Raw genomic sequence first — 23,893 nt, 5'->3', positions numbered from 1 at the left:
GCCATTACCGGCAACCGGCAGACGAGCTTGGCATTCGCCGAGGCGTACGGCGCCGGGACCATCGACGGCACCACCGAGGCCGCCCTGCGCTGGTCCCGTGACCAGGCACGCGAGGCCGGCATCCGTACGGTCACGAGCGGCACCGGCGCGGCCCTGCGCCTGCTCGCCGCCACCGCGGACGCCAAGGCGGTCGCCGAGATCGGCACCGGCACGGGCGTGTCGGGCATCTACCTCCTGCACGGCATGCGCCCCGACGGGGTCCTGACCACCGTGGACTGCGAGCCCGAGCGGCAATCCTTCGCCAGACAGGCCTTCCGCGCGGCCGGCTTCGCCGGGAACCGCGCCCGTTTCATCCCCGGCCGGGCCCTGGACGTCCTGCCGCGCCTCGCGGACGGCGGCTACGACCTGGTCTTCTGCGACGGCGACCTGATGGAGTGCCTGGAGTACCTCGCTGAATCGTTGCGTCTGCTGCGCCCCGGGGGCCTGGTGTGCTTCGAGGGTGTCTTCGCGGACGGCCGTACGGTCGATTCGGCGGTGCAGCCCGCGGAGGTACTGCGGCTGCGTGAGCTGCTGCGCACCGTACGGGAGAGCACGACCCTGGTGCCTTCGCTGCTACCGGTCGGCGACGGACTGCTCTGCGCGGTCAAGCGCGGCTGACCGCCGCACCGCCCTGACCCACCGCACCGCGCTGACCTGCCCCTCCACCCCCGCACACCGGCCCTCGCCCGGAAACCGGCGCCCCGCCGCGCACGCGAAACGGCCCCGGCACGCGGCGCGCCATTGCTGCGCGCCGCGTGCCGGGGCCGGGGTAAGTCGGCTGGGGTACCGGGGTGAGCCCGGGATTCCGCCGGTTTCGCCGCCCTTGTCAGACGGTGACCTTCTCCAGGGCCTCACCCAGGGCCTTGGCTTCGTCGGGGGTCAGCTCGACGACGAGCCGCCCGCCGCCTTCGAGCGGAACGCGCATGACGATGCCCCGCCCCTCCTTGGTCACCTCGAGCGGGCCGTCGCCCGTCCGCGGCTTCATGGCCGCCATGCTCGTTCCCCTTCCTGAAACCAGCTCATCTCAGCCGACGGCCCGGATAGGCGCGTGTCACCGGCATCGAACACATTGCTTCCAGGCCATTATCCCGCATCGAACGACCCGATGACCAACATCGGGGAGCATCCCTTCGACACGCGCTCTCTCAAACCCACTCAATTCGGGGAGCGGGCTGCGATACTCCGCCACTCACCGATGTCCGACGCGGCCACAATCTTTGATGTACGTCACATGCGAACGGCCGATGATCTCCGGCATCCTGAGCGCTGACTGCCGCTTCCGGGCAGTCCGAGCCGCGACGGAGGGGACTCCCACTATGGCCGACACCGTGCTCTACGACGTGACCGACGGACTCGCGACGATCACGCTCAACCGCCCCGACGCGATGAACGCGCTGAACATCGAGGCGAAGGTCCTGCTGCGGGACACCCTTCAGGAGGCCGCGGCCGACCCCGCCGTACGCGCGGTTCTGCTGACCGCCACCGGGCGCGCCTTCTGCGTCGGCCAGGACCTCAAGGAGCACATCGGCCTGCTGGCCGAGGACCGGGCCAGCGGCTCCGGCGCCACCATGACCACCGTGCGTGAGCACTACAACCCGATCGTGACGGCGCTGACCGAGATGCCCAAGCCCGTCGTCGCGGGCGTCAACGGGGTCGCCGCGGGCGCCGGCGCGGGCTTCGCGCTCGCCGCCGACTACCGGGTCGTCGCCGACTCCGCCTCCTTCAACACCTCCTTCGCGGGCGTCGCGCTGACCGCCGACTCCGGGATGTCCTGGACGCTGCCCCGGCTGATCGGTCACGGCCGGGCCGCCGATCTGCTGCTCTTCCCCCGCAACATCGGCGCCCAGGAGGCGTACGAGCTGGGCATCGCCAACAAGGTCGTACCGGCCGGCGAACTGGCGGCGGAGGCCGCGGCCGTCGCCCGCCGGCTGGCCCAGGGGCCGACCGCCGCCTACGCCGCGATCAAGGAGTCGCTGGCCCACGGGGCCGGGCACTCGCTCGTCGAGACCCTGGGCAAGGAGGACGAGCTGCAAACCCGGGCCGGGGCGTCGGAGGACCACCGGATCGCGGTCGAGGCCTTCGTCAAGAAGGAGAAGCCGGTCTTCCTGGGCCGCTGACCGCACCGGGCCGGCCGGGTCAGCCGGCCGCCGCCTCCACGGCCTGCCGGACATGACAGTCCGCCAGATGGTCGTTGACCAGGCCGCAGGCCTGCATCATCGCGTAGGCGGTGGTCGGCCCGACGAAGCGGAAGCCGCGCTTCTTGAGGTCCTTGGCGAGTGCCGTCGACTCCGGTGTCACCGGCTGCACCTCGCCGAGGGCGCGCGGCACCGGCCGGCCGGCCCGGTCGGGGGCGTAGGACCAGATCAGCTCGTCCAGCTCGCCGGGGGCCAGGGCGGCGGCGACCTTGGCGTTGTTGATCGTCGCGGCGATCTTGGCGCGGTTGCGGATGATGCCGGGGTCGGCGAGCAGCCGCTCGGCGTCGGCCTCGGTGAACCGCGCCACCCGCGCGATCCGGAAACCGGCGAACGCGGCGCGGAACCCGGGACGGCGCCGCAGGATCGTGATCCAGGAGAGACCGGACTGGAACGCCTCCAGGCTCATCCGCTCGAAGAGCGCGTCATCGCCGTGGACCGGAAGGCCCCACTCCGTGTCGTGGTAGGCGCGGTAGTCGGCCATCTGCTCCGACTCCATCCCCCACGGGCAGCGCGGAACACCGTCCGGCGCCGTCACCACGCCGCTCATGCCTGGTCCTCGCCTTCCGCACGCCGGGGGAACTCGGGCGGACGAGGGCCCTGGGGGCCGTCCGCCCCGGGCCGGGTGTCCTGCCCCGCCCCGCGCTCCGGGCCGCCCTGTATCAGCCCCGGTCCGCCCATCGCCGTGGCGTGCGCACCGGCCAGCGCCGCCTCCAGCTCGGCGATCCGGGCGTCCCGCTCGGCCAGCTCCGCGCCCAGACGGTCCAGTACGTCGTCGACGTCGTTCATCCGGTAGCCGCGGACCGCCACCGGCAGCCGGACGGCATCCACATCGGCGCGGGCCACCGGGCGGTCCCCGGGCAGCGGGTCGTACAGCCGGTCCGGCTCGGAGTCCCGCAGGCCCCCGCCGTCACCTCCGCCGACGACCACGAGCGTGACCGCGGCCACCACCACGACCATCGCGATCAGCAAGAACCAGAACACGACCAACTCCCCGGACTTTGTGCCTGCTCCGATCGTGCCATGCGGGTGTGACAGTTAGGGTCGCTCCCGGACCACGGAGAGGGAGTACGGGAATGCTGCGGCTGGGGAATCGCGAGTTCGGGGCGCACGAACCGGTGATCATGGCGATCGTCAACAGGACCCCGGACTCGTTCTACGACCAGGGCGCCACCTTCCACGACGAGCCCGCGCTCGCCCGCGTGGAGCAGGCGGTGGCCGAGGGCGCCGCGATCATCGACATCGGCGGCGTCAAGGCCGGGCCCGGCGAGGAGGTCACCGCCGAGGAGGAGGCCCGCCGTACGGTCGGCTTCGTCGCCGAGGTGCGCAAGCGCTTCCCCGATGTGGTGATCAGCGTCGACACCTGGCGGCACGAGGTCGGCGAGGCGGTCTGCGAGGCCGGCGCGGATCTGCTCAACGACGCCTGGGGCGGCGTCGATCCGCGGCTCGCCGAGGTCGCGGCGCGTTATGGCGTCGGCCTGGTGTGCACCCACGCGGGTGGCGTCGAGCCGCGTACCCGCCCCCACCGGGTGACGTACGACGACGTGATGGCCGACATCCTGCGGGTGACGCTCGGACTGGCCGAACGGGCCGTGGAGTTGGGCGTCCGGCGGGACGGGATCCTGATCGACCCGGGGCACGACTTCGGCAAGAACACCCGGCACAGCCTGGAGGCGACCCGCCGGCTCGGCGAGATGACCACGGCCGTTCCCCGGGCTCTCGGCTTCGCTCAAGCAGGGGATACCCCATTGCCGGTGCTGGTCTCGCTGTCCAACAAGGACTTCGTCGGCGAAACCCTCGACAAGCCGGTCAAGGAACGGGTCCTGGGCACGCTCGCGACCACCGCCGTCTCGGCCTGGCTGGGCGCCCAGGTCTACCGCGTCCACGAGGTCGCCGAAACCCGTCAGGTGCTCGACATGGTCTCCACGATCGCCGGCCACCGGCCCCCGGCGGTCACCCGCCGGGGACTCGCCTGAGCCCCCTAGGGGGTGTCCGCAAAGTCCCGTCGTCCGCCCGTAGGGCGGGGCCCGTAGGGCGGGGCCCGCGGCGTCTGGTGCGGTGCATCGCAAGGCGGAGGGTCGTCCTCGTAGTGGGTCTACGTGGACGATCCCGACAACGCAGCGAGGCGCCGTGCCAGGCGTCGCGGGCCAGACGGGACTTTGCGGACACCCCCTAGGGCCCGTAACGCCCCCAGGCCCTGTGCCCGCCTAGACCCTGTCGATCCCGACCTCCTTGGTCACCAGCGCGATCGCCTCGTCCACGTCGTCGCTGAGGTGGAAGAGTTCGAGGTCGTGCATCGAGGCCTTGCCCTCGGCGATGAGGGTGTCGCGCAGCCAGTCGACCAGCCCGCTCCAGTACGCCGTGCCGAACAGCACGATCGGGAAGCGGGTGACCTTGCGGGTCTGGACGAGGGTCAGCGCCTCGAAGAGCTCGTCGAGGGTGCCGAGGCCACCGGGGAGCACCACGAACCCGCGCGCATACTTCACAAAACACGTCTTCCGCACGAAGAAGTACCGGAAGTCGACACCGAGGTTCACATAGGGGTTCATGCCCTGCTCGAAGGGCAGCTCGATGCCCAGTCCCACGGAGGTGCCGCCGGCCTCGTTGGCGCCCTTGTTGGCGGCCTCCATGGCCCCGGGGCCGCCACCGGTGATCACCGCGAAGCCGGCCTCGACCAGCGCCCGCCCGATCCGCACGGCCGCGTCGTACTCCTTGGAGTCGCGCGGCGTACGGGCCGACCCGAAGACGCTGACGGCCGGGCCCAGCTCGGCCAGCGCACCGAAGCCCTCGACGAACTCCGACTGGATGCGCATCACCCGCCACGGGTCGGTGTGCACCCACTCGGAGGGGCCTTCGGAGTCCAGCAGCCGCTGGTCGGTGGTGCCGGCCTGCACCTGGTCGTTGCGGCGCAGAACGGGCCCCAGCCGCTGCTCCTCGGGGACCGGTGCTCCCTCGGGACTGGCCATGACGTGCTCCCTCCGCTGACAGATCATTGCCGTTTCAGCGTAGATCCGACGGCATGAAGCGCAGGGGAATTCGACCCGTAGGCCGGTGGTCGGCGGCCCGTCCCGGCGGCGGACGGGCCGGGCTCAGGCGGTCAGCCAGGCGCGCAGCCGCTCCTCGCAGTGCAGGATGCGCCCGACCTCGACCCGTTCGTCCTTCTTGTGCGCAAGCAGCGAGTAGCCGGGGCCGTAGTTGACCGCCGGGACGCCCAGGGCGCTGAAACGGGAGACGTCGGTCCAGCCGAACTTGGGCATCGCGCTGCCGCCGACGGCCGCCATGAAGGCCTTGGCCGCCGGGTGGGAGAGCCCGGGCAGCGCGCCCGGGGAGTGGTCGTCGATGACGAACTCGTCGACCGGGCAGTCCGCGAAGACCTCGCGTACGTGGGCGATCGCCTCGTCGGGGGTGCGGTCGGGCGCATAGCGGAAGTTGACGGTGACCGTGCAGGCGTCCGGGATGACGTTGTTCGCCACCCCGCCCTCGATACGGACGGCGTTCAGCCCCTCGCGGTATTCGAGGCCGTCGATGACCGGGCGGCGCGGCTGGTACGCGGCGAGCTTCGCCAGGATCGGCGCGGCGGCGTGCAGCGCATTGCTGCCCATCCAGCTGCGGGCGGAGTGCGCCCGCTCCCCGGTGGTGCGCAGCAGAACCCGCAGGGTGCCCTGGCAGCCGCCCTCCACCTGGCCGTCGGAGGGCTCCAGGAGGACGGCGAAGTCCCCGGCGAGCCAGTCGGGGTGGGCCTCGGCGACCCGGCCGAGCCCGTTGAGGTGCGCGGCGACCTCTTCCTGGTCGTAGAAGACGAAGGTCAGGTCCCGGTTGGGCGCGGGGACCGTGGCGGCCATCCGCAGCTGCACCGCGACCCCGGACTTCATGTCGCAGGTGCCGCAGCCCCACAGCACGCCGTCCTCGTCGAGCCGGGAGGGCACATTGTCCGCGATCGGGACGGTGTCGAGGTGTCCGGCGAGCACCACCCGCTCGGCGCGGCCCAGGTCCGTGCGGGCCACGACGTTGTTGCCGTAGCGGTCGACGGTCAGATGCGGCAGGGCGCGCAAGGCATGCTCGACGGCGTCGGCGAGGTCCTTCTCGTTGCCGCTCTCGGAGGGGAAGTCGACCAGCTGCGCGGTGAGCGCGGCGGCGTCGAGCGACAGGTCGAGGGCGGGGTGGGGTGTGGAGCGCTCCATGGGTCCGACCCTATCGGGAGCACTCCAGTACGGTGGCCTCGTGTCCGCGCAGTCCACAGCCTCCGTCCGCCGTAAGCGCCTCTGGCGTGCCACCGCAGCCTTTGCCGCACTTGTCGGGTTGGCCTGCTATCTGGTGGTGCAGTACGTCACCGGTGGCCCCGGTGCGCCACGCTGCACGGTGCAGGCCGAGGGCGACGCGAAGCCGTACGAGCTCTCCCCGGAGCAGGCCGCGAACGCCGCGACGATCTCGGCGGTGGCGTCCTCGCGCGGGCTGCCCGAGCGGGCGGTGACCATCGCGCTGGCGACCGCCATGCAGGAGTCGGGGCTGCGCAACATCGACTTCGGCGACCGGGACTCGGTCGGGCTCTTCCAGCAACGGCCGTCCCAGGACTGGGGCACGGTCAAGCAGATCATGGATCCGGTCTATTCGGCCGGGGAGTTCTACCGGCATCTGGCGAAGGTGCCCGGCTACTCCCGGCTGCCGCTGACCGTCGCCGCGCAGAAGGTGCAGCGCAGCGGCTATCCGCAGGCGTACGCGAAGCACGAGGTGAATGCGGCGCGGCTGACCGGAGCGCTGACCGGCCGCGACGGTGCCGCGATGACCTGTACGGAGAGCCGCCCGGAGGACAGCCGGGCGGGCGGCGCGGCGCAGGTGCGCGAGCGGCTGGTGCGGGAGTTCGGGCCCCAGGTGCTGCCGCGGACGGGCGGCGCGGGCGGCCGCAGCGCGGTCAACGGGCGGCGGCTGACGGTGCCCGTGCGGGAGGGCGGGGCGGTGGCCGCCGGCGACAGCCCACGGCGCGGCTGGCAGCTGGCGACTTGGGCGATGGCGCACTCCGCCGAGCTGCGCATCGAACAGATCTCTTACGCCGGCCGGACGTGGTCCGCGGCCGATTCAGGGAAGGGCTGGCAGCACCGGCCGGCCGGTTCGGGGGCCGCCGGGCGCGAGGTTCTTATCATCTCCGCGCAGTAGTTTGTGCGGTCCCCCGCAAGGGGCATTGCGGCACCGCCGGCATCAATTCCCTTTACTCGTACGGGAATTGCCGCAACCACTTCACGATGCCGCGCCAATTCCCTTGCCCGTCAAGGGCTGTGACGTTTCCGCACCACGCCGGCGCGTGCGCATATTGCCCGCCTTTCGCCCCGGCCGATTATGTGATGCGTTACCAAGTCTTTACCTGAGTTCACCGCAACCTTCGGGGGTCTGGAGCGGTAGTCAGTGCGTCCGCCCGGCGGACATGGCACATCTGTCAGAAGTACGAGTCCTTCTCCGTAAAAGGAGCACCATGTCCCTCCCCGTTACGCGTCGGATCGCCCGAGCCGCCCTGCTCGTCGCAGCGGGCGCCGCTCCCGTGGTCGCTGCGGCCGGTTCCGCGAGCGCCGCGGAACTGCCCGTCAAGGCGCCCGACCTGGGCGGGCTGACCGCGCCCCTGGACTCCCAGAACACCAGCAAGACCCTCGACAACACCGCCCGCGCCGGCGTCGGGCTGCTCAACCAGGCCGGCAGCAAGGCGGCGACCAAGCTCGCCCCGGCGCTCGTCGAGACCGCCGGCCCGCTCGTCAAGAAGGCCATGCCGCTCACCCAGGGCGTCGTCGACAAGGCCGAGGACGTGGCCCGTCCCGTCGCCAAGCACGGCATCTCGACCAACACGCCGCTCCGCACGGCCAAGGGCCTGGTCGGCTCGCCCAAGAGCGCGCTCGGCCAGGCCGGCGGCCTGCTCGGCGGCCTGCCGCTCGGCGGACGCTGACCGTCGTCCGCCCGTACGACGCGCGGGGGCCCGGGGAGGAAGAACTCCCCGGGCCCCCGCGCGGTGCGCTCCGGCCGCGCCTACTGCGCCAGGCGGCGCACCGCGGCATCCACCCGCTCGTCGGTGGCGGTGAAGGCGATCCGCACGAACCGCTCCCCCGCAGGCCCGTAGAACTCGCCGGGGGCCACCAGGATGCCGCGCTTGGCGAGATCGCCGACGGTGTCCCAGCACGGCTCGTCGCGGGTCGCCCACAGGTAGAGCGACGCCTCGCTGTGCTCGATACGGAAGCCCGCGGCCTCGAAGGCACCGCGCAGCGCGGCACGCCGCCGGGCGTAGCGCTCGCGCTGCTCGGCGACATGTCCGGTGTCGCCCAGCGCGGCGACGGTGGCGGCCTGGACGGGCGCCGCGATCATCATGCCGCCGTGCTTACGGATCTGGAGCAGATCGCCCAGCACCGCGGGGTCGCCGACGAGGAACGCGGAGCGGTAGCCGGCCAGGTTCGAGCGCTTGGAGAGCGAGTGGACGGCGACGATGCCGTCCAGGGAACCGCCGCAGACGTCCGGGTGCAGCACCGAGACCGGATCGGCCTCCCAGCCCAGCTCCAGGTAGCACTCGTCGCTGAAGAGCAGCACACCGTGCTCACGCGCCCAGGCCACCGTCCGCCGCAGCGCGTCGGCGCCCAGCACCCGGCCGGTCGGATTGGACGGCGAGTTCAGCCAGAGCAGCTTCAGACCGCTGGGGTCCAGCTCCCACGGCTCGTCGTAGACGACCGGGGTGGCACCGGCCAGGCGGGCGCCGACCTCGTACGTCGGGTAGGCCAGCCGCGGGTAGCCGACCTTGTCGCCGGGGCCGAGGCCCAGCTGGGTCGGCAGCCAGGCCACCAGCTCCTTGGAGCCGACCACCGGCAGCACATGGGAGTGCGTCAGCCCCTGCGCCCCCAGACGGGTGGCGGCCCAGCCGGTGAGCGCGTCACGCAGCGCCGCCGTTCCCCACACCGTCGGATAGCCGGGACTGTCGGCCGCCGCGGTCAGCGCCTGCTGGACCACCGCGGGAACCGGGTCGACCGGCGTGCCGACGGACAGATCGACGATGCCGTCGGCGTGCGCCGCGGCGGTGGCCTTGTACGGCTCCAGCCGGTCCCACGGGAACTCGGGAAGACGGGCGCGGAGTGACTCCCTGGAAGGGCCCACGGTGCTCTCTTTCTCGGTGGTGCAGGAACGCCGGCGGAAAACGCCACGGTCCCGTACGGCTTGGCGGCCGTACGGGACCGGGCGATGTCGGAGCCGGACGGCTGACGTGCCGTACGGGACCGGGGCGGCGCCGTGCAACCGCTGACGACGACGGGGACACCGGAAGGAGCGGACGGGCTCCCGCGGTCCCCGGGCCGTTTACTGGTTCTGCGGCGGCAGCGCTGCGATGAAGGGGTGGTCGCGCTCGATCAGACCGAGCTTGCTGGCGCCACCGGGCGAACCGAGCTCGTCGAAGAACTCCACATTCGCCTTGTAGTAGTCCTTCCACTCCTCCGGGGTGTCGTCCTCGTAGAAGATCGCCTCGACCGGGCAGACCGGCTCACAGGCGCCACAGTCGACGCATTCGTCCGGGTGGATGTACAAGGACCGGGAGCCCTCGTAGATGCAGTCGACCGGGCACTCCTCGATGCACGCCTTGTCCTTGACGTCGACACAAGGCTGCGCGATGACGTAGGTCACGCTGTCGTTCCTCCTCGGTAGGGCCGGCGGACCGATTGGCAGTACCGCCGCAGGGCGCGCGGGAGCGCGGCGTCGTCGATGCCCGCCACCTAGTATCTCCGTTCCCGGGCACGAGACGAACAAGAGGGGCGGTTTGAGCGATGGAATTCCTGGCCGGCGGTCGCGCGGAAGTCCGTATCACCCGTGCTGACGTGGGCAAAAGGGTATCCGTCCGGCGCCGGACCGGCGACGGGGAGGGGGCCTACGCGTTCACCGACGCGATCGGCGTTCTCACATCCTGGGACGAGGGTGTGCTCAGCATCACACGCCGCGACGGCACCTGCACCCGCATCGAGGAATCCTCGCTGGTGGCGGCCAAGGTCGTACCCGCCGCACCCGCCCGCAGAAAGGTGCCCGCGGCCGGCGCCCGGGAGCTGGCGCAGGTCGCCGCGCGCGGCTGGCCCGCCATCGAGACCGAGCGTCTCGGCGAGTGGACACTGCGGGCCTCCGGAGGCTTCACCCGCCGCGCCAACTCCGTCCTCCCCCTCGGCGACCCCGGCCTCCCCCTGGACGCGGCGCTCGAACGGACCCAGGACTGGTACGCCGCACGCGGACTGCCCGCCGTGATCACCGTCGCCACCGGACGCGCGGACACCGACGACACGCTCGCCGCGGAGCTGGACGCCCGCGGCTGGGCCGCCGAACGGCACACCCGGGTGCTGATCTCGGCCCTCGCGCCCCTCGCCGACACCACCGAGGACACCACCCGCGTCACCCTGTCGAGAGAGCCCGGCGCACCCTGGCTGGCCCTGTACAACCGCACCGGCGGCGGCGCCCCCACCGCCGACGCACTGAAGGTCCTCACCGGCGGCCCCTCCGTATGGTTCGCGACGGTACCCGGCACGGACGGCGGTACGGCGGCCATCGGCCGGCTGGTCGTCGACGGACGCTGGGCCGGCTTCGCCGCGGTCGAGGTCGCCGAGGACGCCCGCCGCCAGGGCCTGGCCACACTGGTCATGGCGGCGCTTGCCGAGCGCGCCCTGGACGAGGGCGCCTCGGCGGCATACCTCCAGGTCGAGGCGGACAACGAAGCCGCGCTGGCGCTCTACCACCGGCTCGGCTTCACCGACCACCACGGCTACCACTACCGGCGCGCCCAGCCGGGCACCCACCACTGAACGGGTAACCCTCTGCCATGCCCCCCGAACCCGAGCCGGAGCCGGCCGCCCGTGCCGCGCGCCGCGCGCTGTTCGCCGAGGCGGCCCGCGCCGAGCGGCCCGACCTGGCGCTGCTCTGCCTGCTGATCGGCGCGGAGGCCGACCCCACGCTGGACCAGACGGGCATCGACGAGACCCAGATCGAACTGGACCGGCTGGCCGGGCTCCTCCCCTACGCCCCGGCCGGCGGGCCCGGCGCCTGGGCCCGCAACCTCGCCGAGCTCCTCGGCACCCGCTGCGGCTTCGGCGGCTCACCCGCCGACTACCGGCGGCTGGAATCCTCCCTGCTGCACGAGGTCGTACGGCGACGCCGGGGCCTGCCGATCATGCTGTCGGTCGTCTGGATGGAGGTCGCCCGACGGGCCGGCGCGCCCGTCTACGGCGTCGCACTGCCGGGCCACTTCGTCGTCGGCTTCGGCGACCCCTACGGCACCCACGTACTGGCCGACCCCTTCGCCGGCGGGCGGCCGCTCACCGACGAGGACACCGCACTGCTGGTGGCGGGGACGACCGGCGGACGGCTGGCCGCGCACATGAAGGCGCCGGCCGGTCCGCTGGAGATCGTGCTGCGGATCCTCAACAACATCCGGGCCTGGGCACAGGCCCGCCCGGAACACAGCGCCGTACAGCTGTGGGCGCTGGACCTGTCCCTGCTGCTGCCCAGCCACCCCGCACGCCTCCGCCTCGAACGCGCCCAACTCCTCGTCGAACGCGGGGAGTTCCTCACCGGCGCGGCCGAGCTGGAGGAGTACGCCCAGGTCCTGGCGGCCGTCGACCCGGCCGGCGCGACCGCGGTCCGCCGTCAGGCCGCCGTCGCACGCGCCATGCTCAACTGAGCGGCCGGGGTCCGGCGGACCACGAGCGCCGTCGCATCGTCCAGCAGCCTCCCGCCCGTGAAGGACTCCAGATCGGCCCGGAGCGTACGGGCCAGCTCGGCGGGCGCAAGATCCGTCCAGCCGGAAAGACGCTCGGCCAGCGGATAGAACTCACCGTCCTTGCCGCGCGCCTCGGTCACCCCGTCCGTACACAGCACCACCCAGTCGTCCGGCTCCGGATGGACCCGTACGCTGCGGCGCGGCTCGGAACTCAGCGCCCCCAGGCCCAGCGGGAGCCCGCCCTCCCCGTCCCGGCGCTCGTATACCTTGCCCCCGCGCACCAGGTAGTACGGGATGTGGCCACAGGACAGCACCCGGCCCAGCGCCAGGCCGGCCGCGGTACGGAACTCCAGCAGCAGCGCGGTGACGAAGCGCTCGTCGTGGCCCTGCTCGACGGAACGCGCGTTGTAGCGGGTCATCGCCTGCTCCATCCGCTCGGCCACCGACTCCAGCGACTCCTGGTGCTGCGCGGCCTCCCGGAACGACGCCAGGACCTCCAGTCCCGCCCCGATCGCCGGCATCCCCTTGCCCTGAACGTCACCGATCATCAGCCGCAGCCCGTGCGGTGTCTCGATGACCTCGTAGATGTCACCGCCCACCCTGGCCCCCTCCTGGGCGGAGACATAGAAGCCGTACGCCTCGACCGGCCCGGCGGTCAGCGGCAGCTCCCGCAGCATCGCCCGCTGCACCGTGTCGGCCACCAGACTCGTCCGGGCGTACAGCGCCTCACGTTGCAGCCGGATACGGCACAGCACCAGGGAGAAGACCGCCACCAGGAACGCCCCGAAGATCCCGATGATCCGGCTGGCGGTCTCCCAGTCCCCCACCATGAACACGTCGATATAGCTCAGACACGCCAGATAGACGGCCGCCACCAGGAGCGTCCCCCGGTACGAACAGCGCAGCGCGGCAAACAGCGGAGCGATACCCAGGAAGGCCGACTGGTGCAGCTCCGGGCCCATTTCCGTCGCGTCCATGGCGGTCACGGCAAAGATCAGGACGATCAGCACCGCGGTGGTGCGACGGCCACCCTCCGCGGGTCGGTTGGCAGGCATAACACTTCCAGCCTGCGCGAGACCGCCGCGCACCGCACCGGGGCAAAGGTCCTGGGGGACGGGGGCGCCCGCCGGGCGGGTGACAGGGGGCGTGGTCGGGGCACCGCCCCGGTACCGCAGTCGCCGCTCTACAGCCAGCCCTTGTCCCGGGCCGTACGGACCGCCTCGGCGCGGTTGCGGGCGCCGGTCTTCTGGATGGCGAGGGAGAGGTAGTTACGGACCGTGCCCTGGGACAGATGCAGGGCGGCGGCGATCTCGGCATTGGTCGAGCCGTCCGCGGCCGTCCGCAGCACCTCCCGCTCGCGCTCGGTCAGCGGGCTGGCACCGTCGGCGAGCGCGGCCGCCGCCAGCACCGGGTCGATCACCCGCTCGCCGCCCAGCACCCTCCGCACCGCATCCGCGAGCCGGGCCGCCGGAGCGTCCTTGACCAGAAAGGCATCGGCGCCGGACTCCATGGCCCGGCGCAGATAGCCGGGGCGGCCGAAGGTGGTGAGGATGACGACCCGCACCCCGGGCAGCTCGTCGCGCAGCAGGGCCGCCACGTCCAGACCGGTGATCCCGGGCATCTCGATGTCCAGCAGCGCGACATCGACCTCCTGCGCCCGCGCCGCCGCCAGCACCTCGTCCCCGCGCGCCACCTGCGCGACGACCTCCAGGTCCGCCTCCAGCGACAGCAGCGCAGCCAGTGCCTCGCGGACCATCGACTGGTCCTCGGCCAGCAGCACTTTGATCATCGCGCCAGCTTAGGCGGTCCGGCCATACCCCTGGCCCGGAAGGGACGGATCGGCTCTCGACCGCCCCGGACGATGCTGAGGTGCCGGGTCGGTGACGGAGGCCGGGGGGCCGGTGGGGGCGGTGGCGGGGGCGCCGAGGGGGACGTAGGCGCGGAGGGCGAAGCCGCGGCCGCGGGGGGCGGGGCCGGTCTCCAGCCGGCCGTCGGCCAGGGCGAGGCGTTCGCGCAGGCCGCTGAGGCCGTTGCCGTCGTGCTGGGTGCGGGGCGGGCCGGCGCCGTCGTCGAGCACCGCGAGGCACAGACAGCGGCGCTCGTCGGCCTCCCACTCCTCGGTGAGCAGCAGTTCGCAGCGGCGGGCGCCGCTGTGCCGTACGACATTGGTGACGGCCTCGCGCAACGCCCAGGCCAGGGCGCCCTCTTCATCGGCTGCCAGGCCCCGGTGCTCGCTCTCCAGGGCCGGGTCGACGGTGACCGTGACGCCGGCGGTGCGCAGTGCGGCCCGGGCGCCGGCCAGTTCGACGGCGAGGCGGGGGCGGCGGTAGCCGGTGACGGCCTCGCGGACGTCGACCAGGGCCTGGCGGCTGACCTGCTCGATGTCGGCGACCTGCTGGGCGGCGGCGTCGGGGTGGTCGGGCAGCATCCGGCCGGCCAGTTCGCTCTTGAGCGTGATCAGCGAGAGGGAGTGGCCGAGGAGGTCGTGCAGGTCGCGGGCGAGGCGGAGCCGTTCGTCGTTGGCGGCGAGGCGGGCGACCTCCTGGCGGGCGTCGCGCAGTTCGGCGGTCGTGCGGATCAGGTGCTGGACCCCGACCATCATGAAGCCGCTGCCGAGTGCGGGCAGGCCGTAGGCGAAGAAGTAGTAGTGGCGGATCTCCGGGTAGCGGGCCCCGACGGCCAGCAGGAGCGCGGTGACCAGGGGGATGCCCCAGCGGGACTGCCGCCAGGGCAGGACCATGCCGCAGGCGATGCTGGTGAAGATGAACAGCACGAGCCAGGCGAAGTCCAGGGTCCAGGCCAGCGCGGTGGAAACGGCCAGCATCAGGGCGAGCGCGCCGTACCTCAGGCGGTGGGTCAGGGCCCGCCACATGTGCCGGAGGACCAGCAGGAGGTAGGCGAGGACGAAGAGCGTGAGGGCGGAGAAGCCCCAGATCCGTGCGGCGGTGGAGACGCCGGGTTGCAGCAGCTGGCCGACGGGCCCGGCCAGGTAGAGCAGCCAGACGGCGATCCACATCGTCTTGCCGATGGCCTGGCGGCGGTTGCGGGGCTCCTGACCGATCATCACGGGGTTGGGGGCATCGTATTTCTCGTGTTCGCTCGTCGTCTCCACCGGGCTCACGCCTCCGGTTCCTTCTTGGACTCCACCCTGCTCATGCCTCCGGTTCGCTCTTCGTCTCCAGCGGGCTCACGCCTCCGGGTTCGTCTCCGGTGGGCTCACACTTTCCGGGTGTCCTTGCGGTACAGCCAGGCCGCGCTGCCGGCAAAGACCAGGAAATAGACGGTCAGGAGGGCGATGTCCTTCATGTGCGGTGCGTGGCCGGCCTCGACGGCCGTGCCGAGGGCAGCGTACGCGTGGGTGGGGAGCCATTCGGCGATGTTCTGGACCCACTGCGGCAGGACCGTCAGTGGCATCCACAGGCCGCCGAGGAACGCCAGGCCGAAGTAGAGGAGCATCGAGATCGGGCGGACCGCGTCACCGGTGGCCAGGTAGCCGATGGCGACGCCGAGGGCGGCGAAGACGAAGCTGCCGAGCCAGGTGCCGGCGGCGATGGCGGTCCACTGCCAGGCTTCGAGACGGACGCCCTTGACGGCGGCGGCGACGATCATGACCAGCAGGATCGACGGCAGGCTGACGGTGGCGGCGGCGGCCATCTTGGCGGCGACGTAGCCGCGCCCGGGCAGGGCGGTGAGCCGCAGCTGGCGGACCCAGCCCTTCTCACGCTCCTTGGCGATGCGTTCGCTGTTGCCGAGCAGTACGGCGGTCATGGCGCCGAACGCTGCCATGGAGACCATGAAGTAGAGCCTCATGTCCAGCGTCATACCGCGGATGGGGTGGTTGTCCGCGCCGCCGGCGATGATCAGGTACAGCGCCGGCGGGTAGATCACCGAGAAGAACATGAACTTCCTGTTGCGCAGTGCGCGGATGATCTCGAGTTTGATCAGGGTGGTCATCGGGCCGCCTCCTCGGCGGTGGCCGTGGCGCGGCCTGGGGTGGTCCGGTCGGAGGCGGTGGTGAGGGCGATGAAGGCCTGTTCCAGGCCGAGGCCGGAGACTTCGAGGTTGTGCGGGTAGAGGCCGAGTCCGTAAAGGGCGTGGACGGTGGCGTCGGCGTCCTGGGACCGGAGGCGGACCGTGCGGCGGGCCGGGCCCGTGGCGGAGCCGCCGTCGGACACGGACAGGGAGGTCAGGTGCGGCAGGCCGTGCAGCGCGTCGCGGTCGATGGGCTCGTCGAGGTCGAAGCTGACCCGGCGGGCGCCGGCCCTGGCCTTGATCTCGGCGGAGGTGCCGTCGGCCAGTACCCGGCCGCGGTGCAGCACGATCACCCGGTCGGCGATCTCGTCGGCCTCTTCGAGGTAGTGCGTGGCGAAGAGGACGGAACGGCCCTGTGCGGCCTGGCGGCGCATGGCGCCCCAGAAGGTCTGCCGGGCGGAGACGTCCATGCCGGTGGTGGGCTCGTCGAGCACGATCAGGTCATTGGCGCCGGCGGTGGCGAGGGCGAAGCGCACGCGTTGTTCCTGGCCGCCGGAGAGTTTGTCGACCATGCGGTCGGCGATGTCGGTGATGCCGGCGGTGGCCATGATCTGGTCGAGCGGATGGCCGCGCGGGTGCAGATCGCGGGCGAGCTTGACGAGCTCCTTGACCTTGACGCCTTCCATCAGGCCGCCGCTTTGCAGCATCGCGCCGACCTTGCCCTGGTGGATGGCGTGCTGCGGGGTCGTGCCGAAGACGGTCACGGTGCCGGAGTCGGCGTTGCGCAGGCCGAGGAGCAGGTCGAGGGTGGAGGATTTGCCGGCGCCGTTGGGGCCGAGGAGGGCGACGGTCTCTCCTGGGTGCAGTTCCAGGTTCAGGTCGGCCACCGCGCGCACCGCGCCGTAACTCTTGTTGACCTGGCGGAAGCTGACCACGGGTGCCGGGGCCGCCGTCTGCGCGGTAGCGGCGGTGGTGCTGGTCGCTGTGGTTGTCATGCCGTTCAGCTTCCGGGGTCCGGGTGGGAGCGCGGCAGTGTCGGGTGTATGCGCTGTGTCATGACATCTGTCATGGGTGAGGCCCCCTAGGGGTCTTCCCGGGTGCGCCGGGAAGACCCCTAGGGGGCCTGGGGCGTTGAGCCTCGGGCCGGAGCCCGGGCCGGGGCCTGTGGTCCGTCAGCCGCCGTCCGCGCCGATGGTCTGGACCCGTTCGGCGGGGGTGGTGCCGAGCAGTGCCTTGCCGACGGCGCTGGCGACTTCTTCGACGGTGACGGGCTTCTTGGAGCCGTCGCCCTTGGTGAGCAGTACGCCGTTGAAGGTGTCGCCGTAGAGCTCCTTGAGGGCGGGGCGGTCGTAGTACGGGACCAGTTCGCCGTTGCTGCCGATCTTGAAGGAGAGGAACTTCGGGATGGACTTCTGCGGGCTGAAGGAGACCGTGTGGGTGGCGTCCGTGCGGACCGTCACCAGGCCGGACATCGCGGGTTCGGCGTACTGCTTCATCGCCTTGGCCACCGCGGCCTTACTGACCCGCGGCTGCTGGGTGCTGGCGGCGAGTGCGATGGGTGTGTCGGTGCCGGTGGTGGCGCGGTCGCGGTAGGCGTCGGCGATCTTGTCCATGGACGCGTTGGCGTCGATGGCCTTGTGGGGCACGCCGTAGTGGGGCACCGCCTTGCCGTTCTCGAAGGTGATGCCGCCGTCCTTGGCGGCGCCCCCGGGTCCGGCGATGTTCTGGAGGGCGACCTGGAGTTTCTCGTCGTCGACGATCATCGCCGGTTTGGCCGTGCGGGTGCCGCCGAAGAGCGAGCCGATGACGGAGACCGGGTTGTAGTCGCGGCCGGAGGCGTCCCGGACGGTGGCCTGGAGGTCGATGTCGAGGCCGGCCTTTGCGGGCTGGAGCGTTGCGGGTTTGCCGTCGACGGTGAGCTTCAGCGGCGCGGTGCGGCGGTCCTTGAGCTGCGCTTCGAGCTTCTTGACGGCCGCTTCCTTGGTGGTGCCGCCGATGTCGACGCCGAGCGCGGTGGTGCCGTTGGGCACATCGGCGTGGTCGAGCAGCAGTCCTGCGCCGTAGGCGATGCCGGCCAGGACCACGACGGCGACACCTGCGAGGACGAGCTTGTTGCGGCCCTTCTTGGGCGGGTTGATCGGCTCGGGGATCTTGGGCCGGGGCTTGGGTGCGGCGTCCTCGCCGGACGGGCGGGTCGCGAACGGCGACGGGGACGTGGGGCCGTCGGCTCCGGGGACCGCCGGGATGCCGCTGACGAGGGTGTCGCCGGACACCCGGTCGCGGCTGCCCGCGGCGGATCCCTGCGGGTCGCTCTTGGCGCCGCGCTTGCCCTTGGGGCCGCCGGGTGCGGGTCCGCTCTGACCGCCGGGCAGTCCGCCGCTGATGCCTGCGCCGGCGCCGATGCCGCTGCCCGGGCCGGCCAGTGGTGCGGGCGGCTGCGGGGTGAGTTCGGCGGTGTCGTCGATCCGGGGGCTGCCGCCGGTGGCGGTCAGCGGGTCGCTGAAGCCGGGCGGGAGGTTGAGTGCGGCGTTGCCGCGGGCCGGGCCGGTGGTGGGGCCGTTGGGGCCGGCCGCCGGGGCGTCGAAGGGGCTGTGGTCGCGGGCGATGCCGGGGGTGTCGAACGGGGAGCCGTCACCGCGGGCGTCGCCGTCGAAGGGCGTGCCGCCGCCGTCGGGTGCTCCGTCGAACGGGGTGGCGCCGCCGCGCGGGCCGCCGTCGAAGGGCGAGGCGCTGCCGGTGTGGGCGCCGCCGTCGAACGGGGAAGCGCCGTTCTGCGGGGCCGGGTTGTCGGAGAAGTACGGCAGGTCGGGGCGCTGCGGGGCGGTGGGGCCGCCGGGGACGGGCGGCGCCGCGTGGGTGCCGGTGGTCGACGACGGGCCGGAGGGCCTCGCGTGCGAGCCGGTGGTCGACGACGGGCTGGACGGCCTGGCGTGCGAACCGGTGGTGGACGACGGGCTGGACGGCCTCGCGTGCGAGCCGGTCGTGGACGACGGGCCGGACGGCATGGCGTGCGAACCGGTGCTCGACGACGGGCCGGAGGTGCCGGCCTGTGGTTTGCGCGGTGCGAACCAGTCGCTGGTCTTCTCGGACCGGGTGCTCGTGGTGGTGTCGTCCGCCGGGGCGTCGGGCCGGCGGTTGTTCGCCGTGCGCTCCGCGTTGCGTTCGCTGCCGCGGGCGGGGCGGGGCGTGCCGCGGGAGGCGGCGGAACCGCCGGATGCAGCCGATCCGCTCATGCCGGACTCCTCACCCACGGGCTTGCGCACGACGACCGGCGGGATGGGGCGCGACCCCGGAATGTTGATCTTGATCCGCGTCGTCAGTGTGGTCTCGGTCTTGGGCTCCTCCGGCTGCACCGCAGCTCCGGGCGCCGGCGCCTCGTCGGCATCTCCCCTGGGCGAGCCGTACGGCGGCGTCCCTGATGGGTACGCGGCTCCGCCACGGCCCTGGGGGCCGGAGGACGAACTGTCAGATTCACGACTCAAAGCAGGTTCTCCCGGTTGGCTCCGCCGCTCGTCAGAGATGATCCCCGGCCCGAAGCCGGGGGGTGCCCCCAGGGCGGCGCGACGGCGCGCACCACCATACTGTCCGCCGCGGGCGGACACCCGGGGAGCGTACGAACACCGCCGCCACGGGCGAAACCCCGGTGGCCGGGCCGTTCACCCGGACTCGCGCGGTATCCGTCCCGGTATGGCCCACGTCATCCGCCAACTCGGCCGGGCCGTGCGCCGGTAGCGCGCATCTGGGTCGCGGTGGCACAGATCACAGCGACGAGGATCCCGCCGAGCAGGAAGATGTACGAGCCGACGCCGGGGCCGAAGAGGAAGTCGCCCTCCGGCCGGACCTCGCTGAGCAGCAGGAACACCGTCACGAGCCAGGCCGCGGCGGGCACCAGCACGCCGGCGGAGGTGCCGGTCGCCCGGGAGCCCCCGTAGAAGAGTCCGCCGACTCCGCCCAGGGCCAGCAGCAATCCGCCGGGGAACCAGGCGGCTTGTACGAGCGTGCCGGCGAGGGCTACCAGGACGCCTGCCACCAGAAGCAGCACGTATATGCCGATCCGGCCGGGGGGCAGCGGTGCGCTGAGCGCGGAGGCGCCGCCCGGGGTCGTGGGTGCGCCGGTGCGGTTCTGCGGGCGGCTGCCGGGGGTGCCGGCGGAGGCCGCGCGGGAGCGGGGGCGCTTGCCGGCGGGGCCCGCGCCGTTGTTCCCGCCGGGGGCCGTGCCGCCGTTGCCGCCGTTGGCCTTGCTCATTCCGCTGCCTCCTCGATCCGGGCACTCTCCTGCATACCCGTCCTTTCACCGATACCCGCGAAAAGGTCGTCCTCCCGCCCGTTCGGGACGCCGGGGTCGCCGTGCACCAGCTGATAGTGCTCCGTGCCGAAGAGCGGCTGGCCCAGGTCGTTGGAGAGCGCGAAGAACGGCCCGTCGACCGCGATCTGGGTGTAATGGGCGCGCATCGCCGCGGTCTTCGCCGCCTGGTGGGCGGGTTCGCCGGCGATGGAGGCGGTGACCTCGGAGTCCGGCAGCACTCCGGGTACGTCGTCGACGGTGGCGATGCCGGGGAAGGTGTGTCCGGCCGCGCGCAGCCGTGCGAAGCCCTCCTCGACCACGGAGCGGGGGTTGCAGTTCCAGTAGATCTTGTCGATCTCGTGCGCGTCGCCGAGCTCGGGGCGGAAGGCCGGCTGGGCGGCGAGCTCGGCGCCGCGCATGGCGACCCGGTGCGCCTTGATGTGGTCGGGGTGGCCGTATCCGCCGTTCGGGTCGTAGGTGACCAGGACCTGGGGCCTGACCTCGCGGATGACGGCCACCAGGTCGGCGGCCGCGTCGTCGAGCGGGGCCTGCCAGAAGGAGTCGGGCCGCTGGTTCTGCGGCGCGCCCATCATCCCGGAGTCGCGGTAGCGGCCCGGCGCGCCGAGGAAGCGGTGGTCGGTGACGCCGAGGGCGGTCATCGCGGCGGTGAGCTCGTCGGAGCGGTACGGGCCGAGGGTGTCGTCGCGGTCCGGCGCGAGGTGGGCGAGCTCGGGCGGGATGACCTCGCCCTCTTCGCCGCGCGTGCAGGTCACCAGGGTGACCAGCGCGCCCTCGGCCGCGTACTTGGCCATGGTCACGCCGTTGTTGATCGACTCGTCGTCGGGGTGCGCGTGGACGAGCAGGAGACGGCGGAGAGGGTGGGCGGTCATGCCGACAGCCTACGAGCCGCCCGGCCCGCCCTCACCATGTGAGCGCGGCGCCCGGCCGTACGGCGGGGCGGGCCACCGCGGGTGCGGCGGAGGCGAGCCGGTCCGGTGGCGCCTCAGAACTTGATGCCACCGATCATGCTGGCGACGTTCGTCGTCAGCGTCTTGACCGAGGGCGCGATGGACGAGCTGGCCAGATAGAAGCCCAGCAGCATGCACACAAAGGCATGCGCCGCCTTCAGTCCGGACTTCTTGACGAGCAAGAAGACAATGATCGCCAGCAGCACCACCGCCGAAATCGAGAGTGCCACGGCGGCCCACCTCCAAGTACACACGGTCCGGACAGAGTTGTGGTGCCCGGACCGCTTCCACGGAACCGCGCACCGGGGTATGCCAAGGGCTCTTTACCCCGTACCCACTACGCGCAAGGGATCATAACTTTCCGACGTAGCGCATAAGTCGGAGCACGGAAGCAGAGCGGGGGCGCACACGATCTTCACGAACGCGACCGCGGTGAGCCCCGGCTCGCGGGGAGTGATCGGGGCGATCAGGAACGGTCCGGATCCACGGGGCAGGGCCTAGGCTCGGCCCCATGACCGGACAGCCTTCGTTCCCGCGGCAATCTGCCCGTACGCAGCGCTTCACTCTGGGCGCACCGCGTGGTTACAGCATTTCCCCCGACGGTGCGCGCGTCGCCTTCCTGCGTTCCTCCTCGGGCACCGATCGCAGCCAGCAGTTGTGGGTGCTCGACCTGGAGGAGGGACGGGAGTTCACGGCCGCCGATCCGCGGGCCCTGTTGGCGGGCGCGGAGGAGGACCTTCCTCCGGAGGAGCGGGCCCGCCGCGAGCGCAGCCGGGAGGGTTCGGCGGGCATCGTCGGCTATGCGACGGACTCCGCGGTGGAGTTGGCGGCGTTCTCGCTGTCGGGCCGGCTGTTCGTGTCGGAGCTGCGGGCGGGTACGACGCGTGAACTCCCGGTGCACGGGCCGGTGGTGGACCCGCGTCCGTCACCGGACGGCCGGCAGGTGGCATTCGTCGCGGAGGGCCGGCTGCGGGTGGTGGCGGTGGACGGCGCCACGACGTCGGACGGCGGCGAGGGCGGGGCCGGGGGCTGTGGCGTACGGGCGGACCGGGTGCTGGCGGAGCCCGAAGGGCCCGAGGTGACCTGGGGTCTTGCGGAGTTCATCGCGGCCGAGGAGATGGGCCGTTACCGGGGCTTCTGGTGGTCTCCGGAGAGCGATGCGGTGCTGGCCGCGCGGGTCGACGAGTCGCCGGTGCGGCGCTGGTGGATCTCCGACCCGGCCCACCCGGACCGCGAGCCGGCGCAGGTCGCCTATCCGGCGGCGGGTACCGCCAACGCCGAGGTCGGTCTCACGCTGTTCGGGCTGGACGGTTCGCGTACGGACGTCAGCTGGGACACCGGGCGCTACCCGTATCTGGCGCGGGTGCACTGGTCTGCGTCGGGTCCGCCGCTGCTGCTGGTGCAGGCCCGTGACCAGCGCGATCAGCGCTATCTGGCGGTGGACACCGCGACGGGTGCGACCAGGACGGTGCATGAGGACGAGGACGAGGTCTGGGTCGAGCCGTTCCCCGGGGTGCCGGCCTGGACGCCGGACGGGCGGCTGGTGCGGATCGCGGACGAGGGCGGTGCGCGCAAGCTGTTCGTGGGTGCCCGGCCGCTGACCGGGTCGCCGCTGCATGTGCGGGCCGTCCTGGACATCGGCGAGGACGATGTCCTGTTCTCCGCGAGCGGCACCGATATGCACGACATCGGTGTCTACCGTGCCTGGTTCCGCGGCAGCGGCGACCAGGGCGGCTGGGAGCGGGTGGGCGCGCGGCCGTATCCGACGGTGTCCTCGGCGGTGCGCGGCGGACCGCTGACGGTGCTGTCCCAGACGTCGCTGGAGCGGCCCGGTACGCAGGTGGAGGTGGTCCGGCTGGATCCGGACGGCGGGGAGAAGTCCCTTGCCACGATCGGTTCGTACGCCGAGGAGCCGGTGCTGACCGCCCGGCCCCGGCTGGTGGTGGCCGGGGAGCGGGAGATTCCGTGTGCGGTGCTGCTGCCCTCCGGCTATGCGGAGGGGGACGGTCCGCTGCCGGTGCTGCTGGACCCGTACGGCGGTCCGCACGGCCAGCGGGTGGTCGCCTCGCACAACGCGCATCTGACCTCGCAGTGGTTCGCCGACCAGGGGTTCGCGGTGATCGTCGCGGACGGCCGGGGCACGCCGGGGCGCTCCCCGGGCTGGGAGAAGGCGGTCTCCCGGCGGATCGCCGAGGTGGCGCTGGACGACCAGGTGCACGCCCTCCAGGCGCTGGCCGGATCTTTTCCCCTGGACATGACGCGGGTGGCCATCCGTGGCTGGTCGTTCGGCGGCTATCTCGCCGGGCTGGCGGCGCTGCGCCGTCCCGATGTCTTTCATGCGGCGGTGGTGGGGGCGCCGGTGACCGATCTGCGGCTGTACGACACCCACTATCAGGAGCGCTACCTCGGGCATCCGGACGAGGAGCCGGCGGTGTACGCGGAGAATTCGCTGCTCACCGACGAGGGGCTGTCCGGGGCGGTGGAGCCGCACCGGCCGATGCTGATCGTGCACGGCCTGGCGGACGACAATGTGGTGGTGGCGCATTCACTGCGACTGTCGTCGGCACTGCTGGCCGCGGGCCGTCCGCACGAGGTGCTGCCGCTGTCCGGGGTGACCCATATGACGCCGCAGGAGCAGGTGGCCGAAAACCTGCTGCTGCTTCAGGTCGATTTCCTCAAGCGGTCACTGGGAATCTCCGCCCGGTAGGACGGGCTTGGTGAGCCGCGCCCT

General features: G+C 72.2%; 24 protein-coding genes. 8 read left to right on the top strand and 16 right to left on the bottom strand.

Going from position 1 to position 23,893, the window contains the following annotated elements; genetic code table 11:
* Window positions 1-60 precede the first annotated feature (60 nt).
* Window positions 61-657, top strand: coding sequence for an O-methyltransferase (locus ACZ55A_RS18400; protein WP_468841551.1), 597 nt, complete (start codon window positions 61-63; stop codon window positions 655-657).
* A gap of 208 nt (window positions 658-865) precedes the next feature.
* Here ACZ55A_RS18400 and ACZ55A_RS18395 read toward each other — a convergent pair whose 3' ends face one another.
* Window positions 866-1,033 carry a DUF3117 domain-containing protein gene (locus ACZ55A_RS18395; protein WP_003985072.1) on the bottom strand — a complete coding sequence of 56 codons (168 nt, stop codon included), beginning with the start codon at window positions 1,031-1,033 and terminating at the stop codon, window positions 866-868.
* A 322-nt stretch (window positions 1,034-1,355) separates the two neighbouring features.
* Between ACZ55A_RS18395 and chcB the strand changes: the two genes are divergently transcribed.
* Window positions 1,356-2,156, top strand: a complete 801-nt coding sequence (chcB, locus tag ACZ55A_RS18390) for a 2-cyclohexenylcarbonyl CoA isomerase (protein WP_468840965.1) — start codon at window positions 1,356-1,358, stop codon at window positions 2,154-2,156.
* Window positions 2,157-2,175: 19 nt separating this feature from the next.
* Here the strand turns inward: chcB and ACZ55A_RS18385 are convergent, their stop codons facing one another.
* Together ACZ55A_RS18385 and ACZ55A_RS18380 are read right to left on the bottom strand one after the other, a co-directional pair.
* Window positions 2,176-2,781, bottom strand: coding sequence for a DNA-3-methyladenine glycosylase I (locus tag ACZ55A_RS18385; protein ID WP_468840963.1), 606 nt, complete (start codon window positions 2,779-2,781; stop codon window positions 2,176-2,178).
* Window positions 2,778-3,215 (bottom strand): DivIVA domain-containing protein, encoded by a 438-nt coding sequence (locus ACZ55A_RS18380; protein ID WP_468840961.1) that lies wholly within the window; start codon window positions 3,213-3,215, stop codon window positions 2,778-2,780. The genes ACZ55A_RS18385 and ACZ55A_RS18380 overlap by 4 nt, the downstream gene beginning before the upstream one ends.
* Window positions 3,216-3,307: 92 nt before the next feature.
* Here ACZ55A_RS18380 and folP point away from each other — a divergent pair, with 92 nt between their 5' ends.
* On the top strand, window positions 3,308-4,207 hold the full coding sequence (gene folP, locus ACZ55A_RS18375; protein ID WP_468840959.1) for a dihydropteroate synthase: 900 nt from the start codon (window positions 3,308-3,310) through the stop codon (window positions 4,205-4,207).
* Between the two features lie 231 nt (window positions 4,208-4,438).
* Here the strand turns inward: folP and ACZ55A_RS18370 are convergent, their stop codons facing one another.
* Window positions 4,439-5,197: an LOG family protein gene (locus ACZ55A_RS18370; protein ID WP_468840957.1), complete on the bottom strand. Its 759-nt coding sequence runs from the start codon at window positions 5,195-5,197 to the stop codon at window positions 4,439-4,441.
* Window positions 5,198-5,320: 123 nt separating this feature from the next.
* Complete coding sequence (dapE, locus tag ACZ55A_RS18365; protein WP_468840955.1) at window positions 5,321-6,412, bottom strand: succinyl-diaminopimelate desuccinylase; 1,092 nt, start codon at window positions 6,410-6,412, stop codon at window positions 5,321-5,323.
* A gap of 40 nt (window positions 6,413-6,452) precedes the next feature.
* Between dapE and ACZ55A_RS18360 the strand changes: the two genes are divergently transcribed.
* Both ACZ55A_RS18360 and ACZ55A_RS18355 read left to right on the top strand, forming a co-directional pair.
* On the top strand, window positions 6,453-7,382 hold the full coding sequence (locus ACZ55A_RS18360) for a VldE C-terminal domain-containing protein (RefSeq protein WP_468840953.1): 930 nt from the start codon (window positions 6,453-6,455) through the stop codon (window positions 7,380-7,382).
* Window positions 7,383-7,695: 313 nt separating this feature from the next.
* Window positions 7,696-8,157, top strand: coding sequence for an ATP-binding protein (locus ACZ55A_RS18355; RefSeq protein WP_468840951.1), 462 nt, complete (start codon window positions 7,696-7,698; stop codon window positions 8,155-8,157).
* An 80-nt stretch (window positions 8,158-8,237) separates the two neighbouring features.
* Here ACZ55A_RS18355 and dapC read toward each other — a convergent pair whose 3' ends face one another.
* Both dapC and fdxA read right to left on the bottom strand, forming a co-directional pair.
* Window positions 8,238-9,347, bottom strand: coding sequence for a succinyldiaminopimelate transaminase (gene dapC / locus ACZ55A_RS18350; RefSeq protein WP_468840949.1), 1,110 nt, complete (start codon window positions 9,345-9,347; stop codon window positions 8,238-8,240).
* 198 nt (window positions 9,348-9,545) lie between these two features.
* Window positions 9,546-9,866: a ferredoxin gene (gene fdxA, locus ACZ55A_RS18345; protein ID WP_018089397.1), complete on the bottom strand. Its 321-nt coding sequence runs from the start codon at window positions 9,864-9,866 to the stop codon at window positions 9,546-9,548.
* 140 nt (window positions 9,867-10,006) lie between these two features.
* Here fdxA and ACZ55A_RS18340 point away from each other — a divergent pair, with 140 nt between their 5' ends.
* Complete coding sequence (locus ACZ55A_RS18340; RefSeq protein WP_468840947.1) at window positions 10,007-11,023, top strand: GNAT family N-acetyltransferase; 1,017 nt, start codon at window positions 10,007-10,009, stop codon at window positions 11,021-11,023.
* A 17-nt stretch (window positions 11,024-11,040) separates the two neighbouring features.
* Window positions 11,041-11,898, top strand: a complete 858-nt coding sequence (locus ACZ55A_RS18335; protein ID WP_468840945.1) for a transglutaminase family protein — start codon at window positions 11,041-11,043, stop codon at window positions 11,896-11,898.
* On the opposite strand, the gene ACZ55A_RS18330 is transcribed toward ACZ55A_RS18335, so the two are convergent.
* The 9 genes from ACZ55A_RS18330 to ACZ55A_RS18290 all read right to left on the bottom strand — a co-directional run bounded on the left by ACZ55A_RS18330 (window position 11,865) and on the right by ACZ55A_RS18290 (window position 21,392).
* Window positions 11,865-12,992 (bottom strand): PP2C family protein-serine/threonine phosphatase, encoded by a 1,128-nt coding sequence (locus tag ACZ55A_RS18330; RefSeq protein ID WP_468840943.1) that lies wholly within the window; start codon window positions 12,990-12,992, stop codon window positions 11,865-11,867. The genes ACZ55A_RS18335 and ACZ55A_RS18330 overlap by 34 nt on opposite strands.
* 128 nt (window positions 12,993-13,120) lie before the next feature.
* Window positions 13,121-13,726, bottom strand: coding sequence for a response regulator (locus ACZ55A_RS18325; RefSeq protein ID WP_468840941.1), 606 nt, complete (start codon window positions 13,724-13,726; stop codon window positions 13,121-13,123).
* 9 nt (window positions 13,727-13,735) lie between these two features.
* Complete coding sequence (locus ACZ55A_RS18320) at window positions 13,736-15,001, bottom strand: sensor histidine kinase (RefSeq protein WP_468841549.1); 1,266 nt, start codon at window positions 14,999-15,001, stop codon at window positions 13,736-13,738.
* Window positions 15,002-15,153: 152 nt separating this feature from the next.
* The gene (locus ACZ55A_RS18315) at window positions 15,154-15,891 is read right to left on the bottom strand and encodes an ABC transporter permease (protein ID WP_468840939.1); all 738 of its coding nucleotides are present in this window, start codon (window positions 15,889-15,891) and stop codon (window positions 15,154-15,156) included.
* Complete coding sequence (locus tag ACZ55A_RS18310; protein ID WP_468840937.1) at window positions 15,888-16,904, bottom strand: ABC transporter ATP-binding protein; 1,017 nt, start codon at window positions 16,902-16,904, stop codon at window positions 15,888-15,890. Before ACZ55A_RS18310 ends, ACZ55A_RS18315 begins: the two co-directional genes overlap by 4 nt.
* Window positions 16,905-17,081: 177 nt before the next feature.
* Window positions 17,082-19,262 (bottom strand): hypothetical protein, encoded by a 2,181-nt coding sequence (locus ACZ55A_RS18305; RefSeq protein ID WP_468840935.1) that lies wholly within the window; start codon window positions 19,260-19,262, stop codon window positions 17,082-17,084.
* Window positions 19,263-19,606: 344 nt separating this feature from the next.
* Window positions 19,607-20,155, bottom strand: coding sequence for a DUF6113 family protein (locus tag ACZ55A_RS18300; RefSeq protein ID WP_468840933.1), 549 nt, complete (start codon window positions 20,153-20,155; stop codon window positions 19,607-19,609).
* Complete coding sequence (mshB, locus tag ACZ55A_RS18295) at window positions 20,152-21,084, bottom strand: N-acetyl-1-D-myo-inositol-2-amino-2-deoxy-alpha-D-glucopyranoside deacetylase (RefSeq protein WP_468840931.1); 933 nt, start codon at window positions 21,082-21,084, stop codon at window positions 20,152-20,154. The genes ACZ55A_RS18300 and mshB overlap by 4 nt, the downstream gene beginning before the upstream one ends.
* 113 nt (window positions 21,085-21,197) lie before the next feature.
* Complete coding sequence (locus tag ACZ55A_RS18290) at window positions 21,198-21,392, bottom strand: hypothetical protein (protein ID WP_069572140.1); 195 nt, start codon at window positions 21,390-21,392, stop codon at window positions 21,198-21,200.
* Window positions 21,393-21,673: 281 nt separating this feature from the next.
* Here ACZ55A_RS18290 and ACZ55A_RS18285 point away from each other — a divergent pair, with 281 nt between their 5' ends.
* Window positions 21,674-23,869 carry a S9 family peptidase gene (locus tag ACZ55A_RS18285; RefSeq protein WP_468840929.1) on the top strand — a complete coding sequence of 732 codons (2,196 nt, stop codon included), beginning with the start codon at window positions 21,674-21,676 and terminating at the stop codon, window positions 23,867-23,869.
* The last annotated feature ends 24 nt before the right edge of the window (window positions 23,870-23,893 follow it).

Source organism: Streptomyces sp. NPDC034111 (assembly GCF_055575375.1).
The sequence above is the reverse complement of the archived record's forward strand: the minus strand, read 5'-3'. Positions and strand labels throughout refer to the sequence as shown.

Bases quoted from the DNA above. Each gene is read 5' to 3' on its own strand.
- ACZ55A_RS18310 (WP_468840937.1), bottom strand. From the start codon at position 16,904: ATGACAACCACAGCGACCAGCACCACCGCCGCTACCGCGCAGACGGCG.
- ACZ55A_RS18385 (WP_468840963.1), bottom strand. From the start codon at position 2,781: ATGAGCGGCGTGGTGACGGCGCCGGACGGTGTTCCGCGCTGCCCGTGG.
- ACZ55A_RS18395 (WP_003985072.1), bottom strand. From the start codon at position 1,033: ATGGCGGCCATGAAGCCGCGGACGGGCGACGGCCCGCTCGAGGTGACC.
- dapE (WP_468840955.1), bottom strand. From the start codon at position 6,412: ATGGAGCGCTCCACACCCCACCCCGCCCTCGACCTGTCGCTCGACGCC.
- ACZ55A_RS18370 (WP_468840957.1), bottom strand. From the start codon at position 5,197: ATGGCCAGTCCCGAGGGAGCACCGGTCCCCGAGGAGCAGCGGCTGGGG.
- mshB (WP_468840931.1), bottom strand. From the start codon at position 21,084: ATGACCGCCCACCCTCTCCGCCGTCTCCTGCTCGTCCACGCGCACCCC.
- ACZ55A_RS18315 (WP_468840939.1), bottom strand. From the start codon at position 15,891: ATGACCACCCTGATCAAACTCGAGATCATCCGCGCACTGCGCAACAGG.
- ACZ55A_RS18285 (WP_468840929.1), top strand. From the start codon at position 21,674: ATGACCGGACAGCCTTCGTTCCCGCGGCAATCTGCCCGTACGCAGCGC.
- ACZ55A_RS18335 (WP_468840945.1), top strand. From the start codon at position 11,041: ATGCCCCCCGAACCCGAGCCGGAGCCGGCCGCCCGTGCCGCGCGCCGC.
- ACZ55A_RS18340 (WP_468840947.1), top strand. From the start codon at position 10,007: ATGGAATTCCTGGCCGGCGGTCGCGCGGAAGTCCGTATCACCCGTGCT.
- ACZ55A_RS18320 (WP_468841549.1), bottom strand. From the start codon at position 15,001: ATGATCGGTCAGGAGCCCCGCAACCGCCGCCAGGCCATCGGCAAGACG.
- ACZ55A_RS18330 (WP_468840943.1), bottom strand. From the start codon at position 12,992: ATGCCTGCCAACCGACCCGCGGAGGGTGGCCGTCGCACCACCGCGGTG.
- ACZ55A_RS18300 (WP_468840933.1), bottom strand. From the start codon at position 20,155: ATGAGCAAGGCCAACGGCGGCAACGGCGGCACGGCCCCCGGCGGGAAC.
- ACZ55A_RS18325 (WP_468840941.1), bottom strand. From the start codon at position 13,726: ATGATCAAAGTGCTGCTGGCCGAGGACCAGTCGATGGTCCGCGAGGCA.
- ACZ55A_RS18355 (WP_468840951.1), top strand. From the start codon at position 7,696: ATGTCCCTCCCCGTTACGCGTCGGATCGCCCGAGCCGCCCTGCTCGTC.
- chcB (WP_468840965.1), top strand. From the start codon at position 1,356: ATGGCCGACACCGTGCTCTACGACGTGACCGACGGACTCGCGACGATC.
- folP (WP_468840959.1), top strand. From the start codon at position 3,308: ATGCTGCGGCTGGGGAATCGCGAGTTCGGGGCGCACGAACCGGTGATC.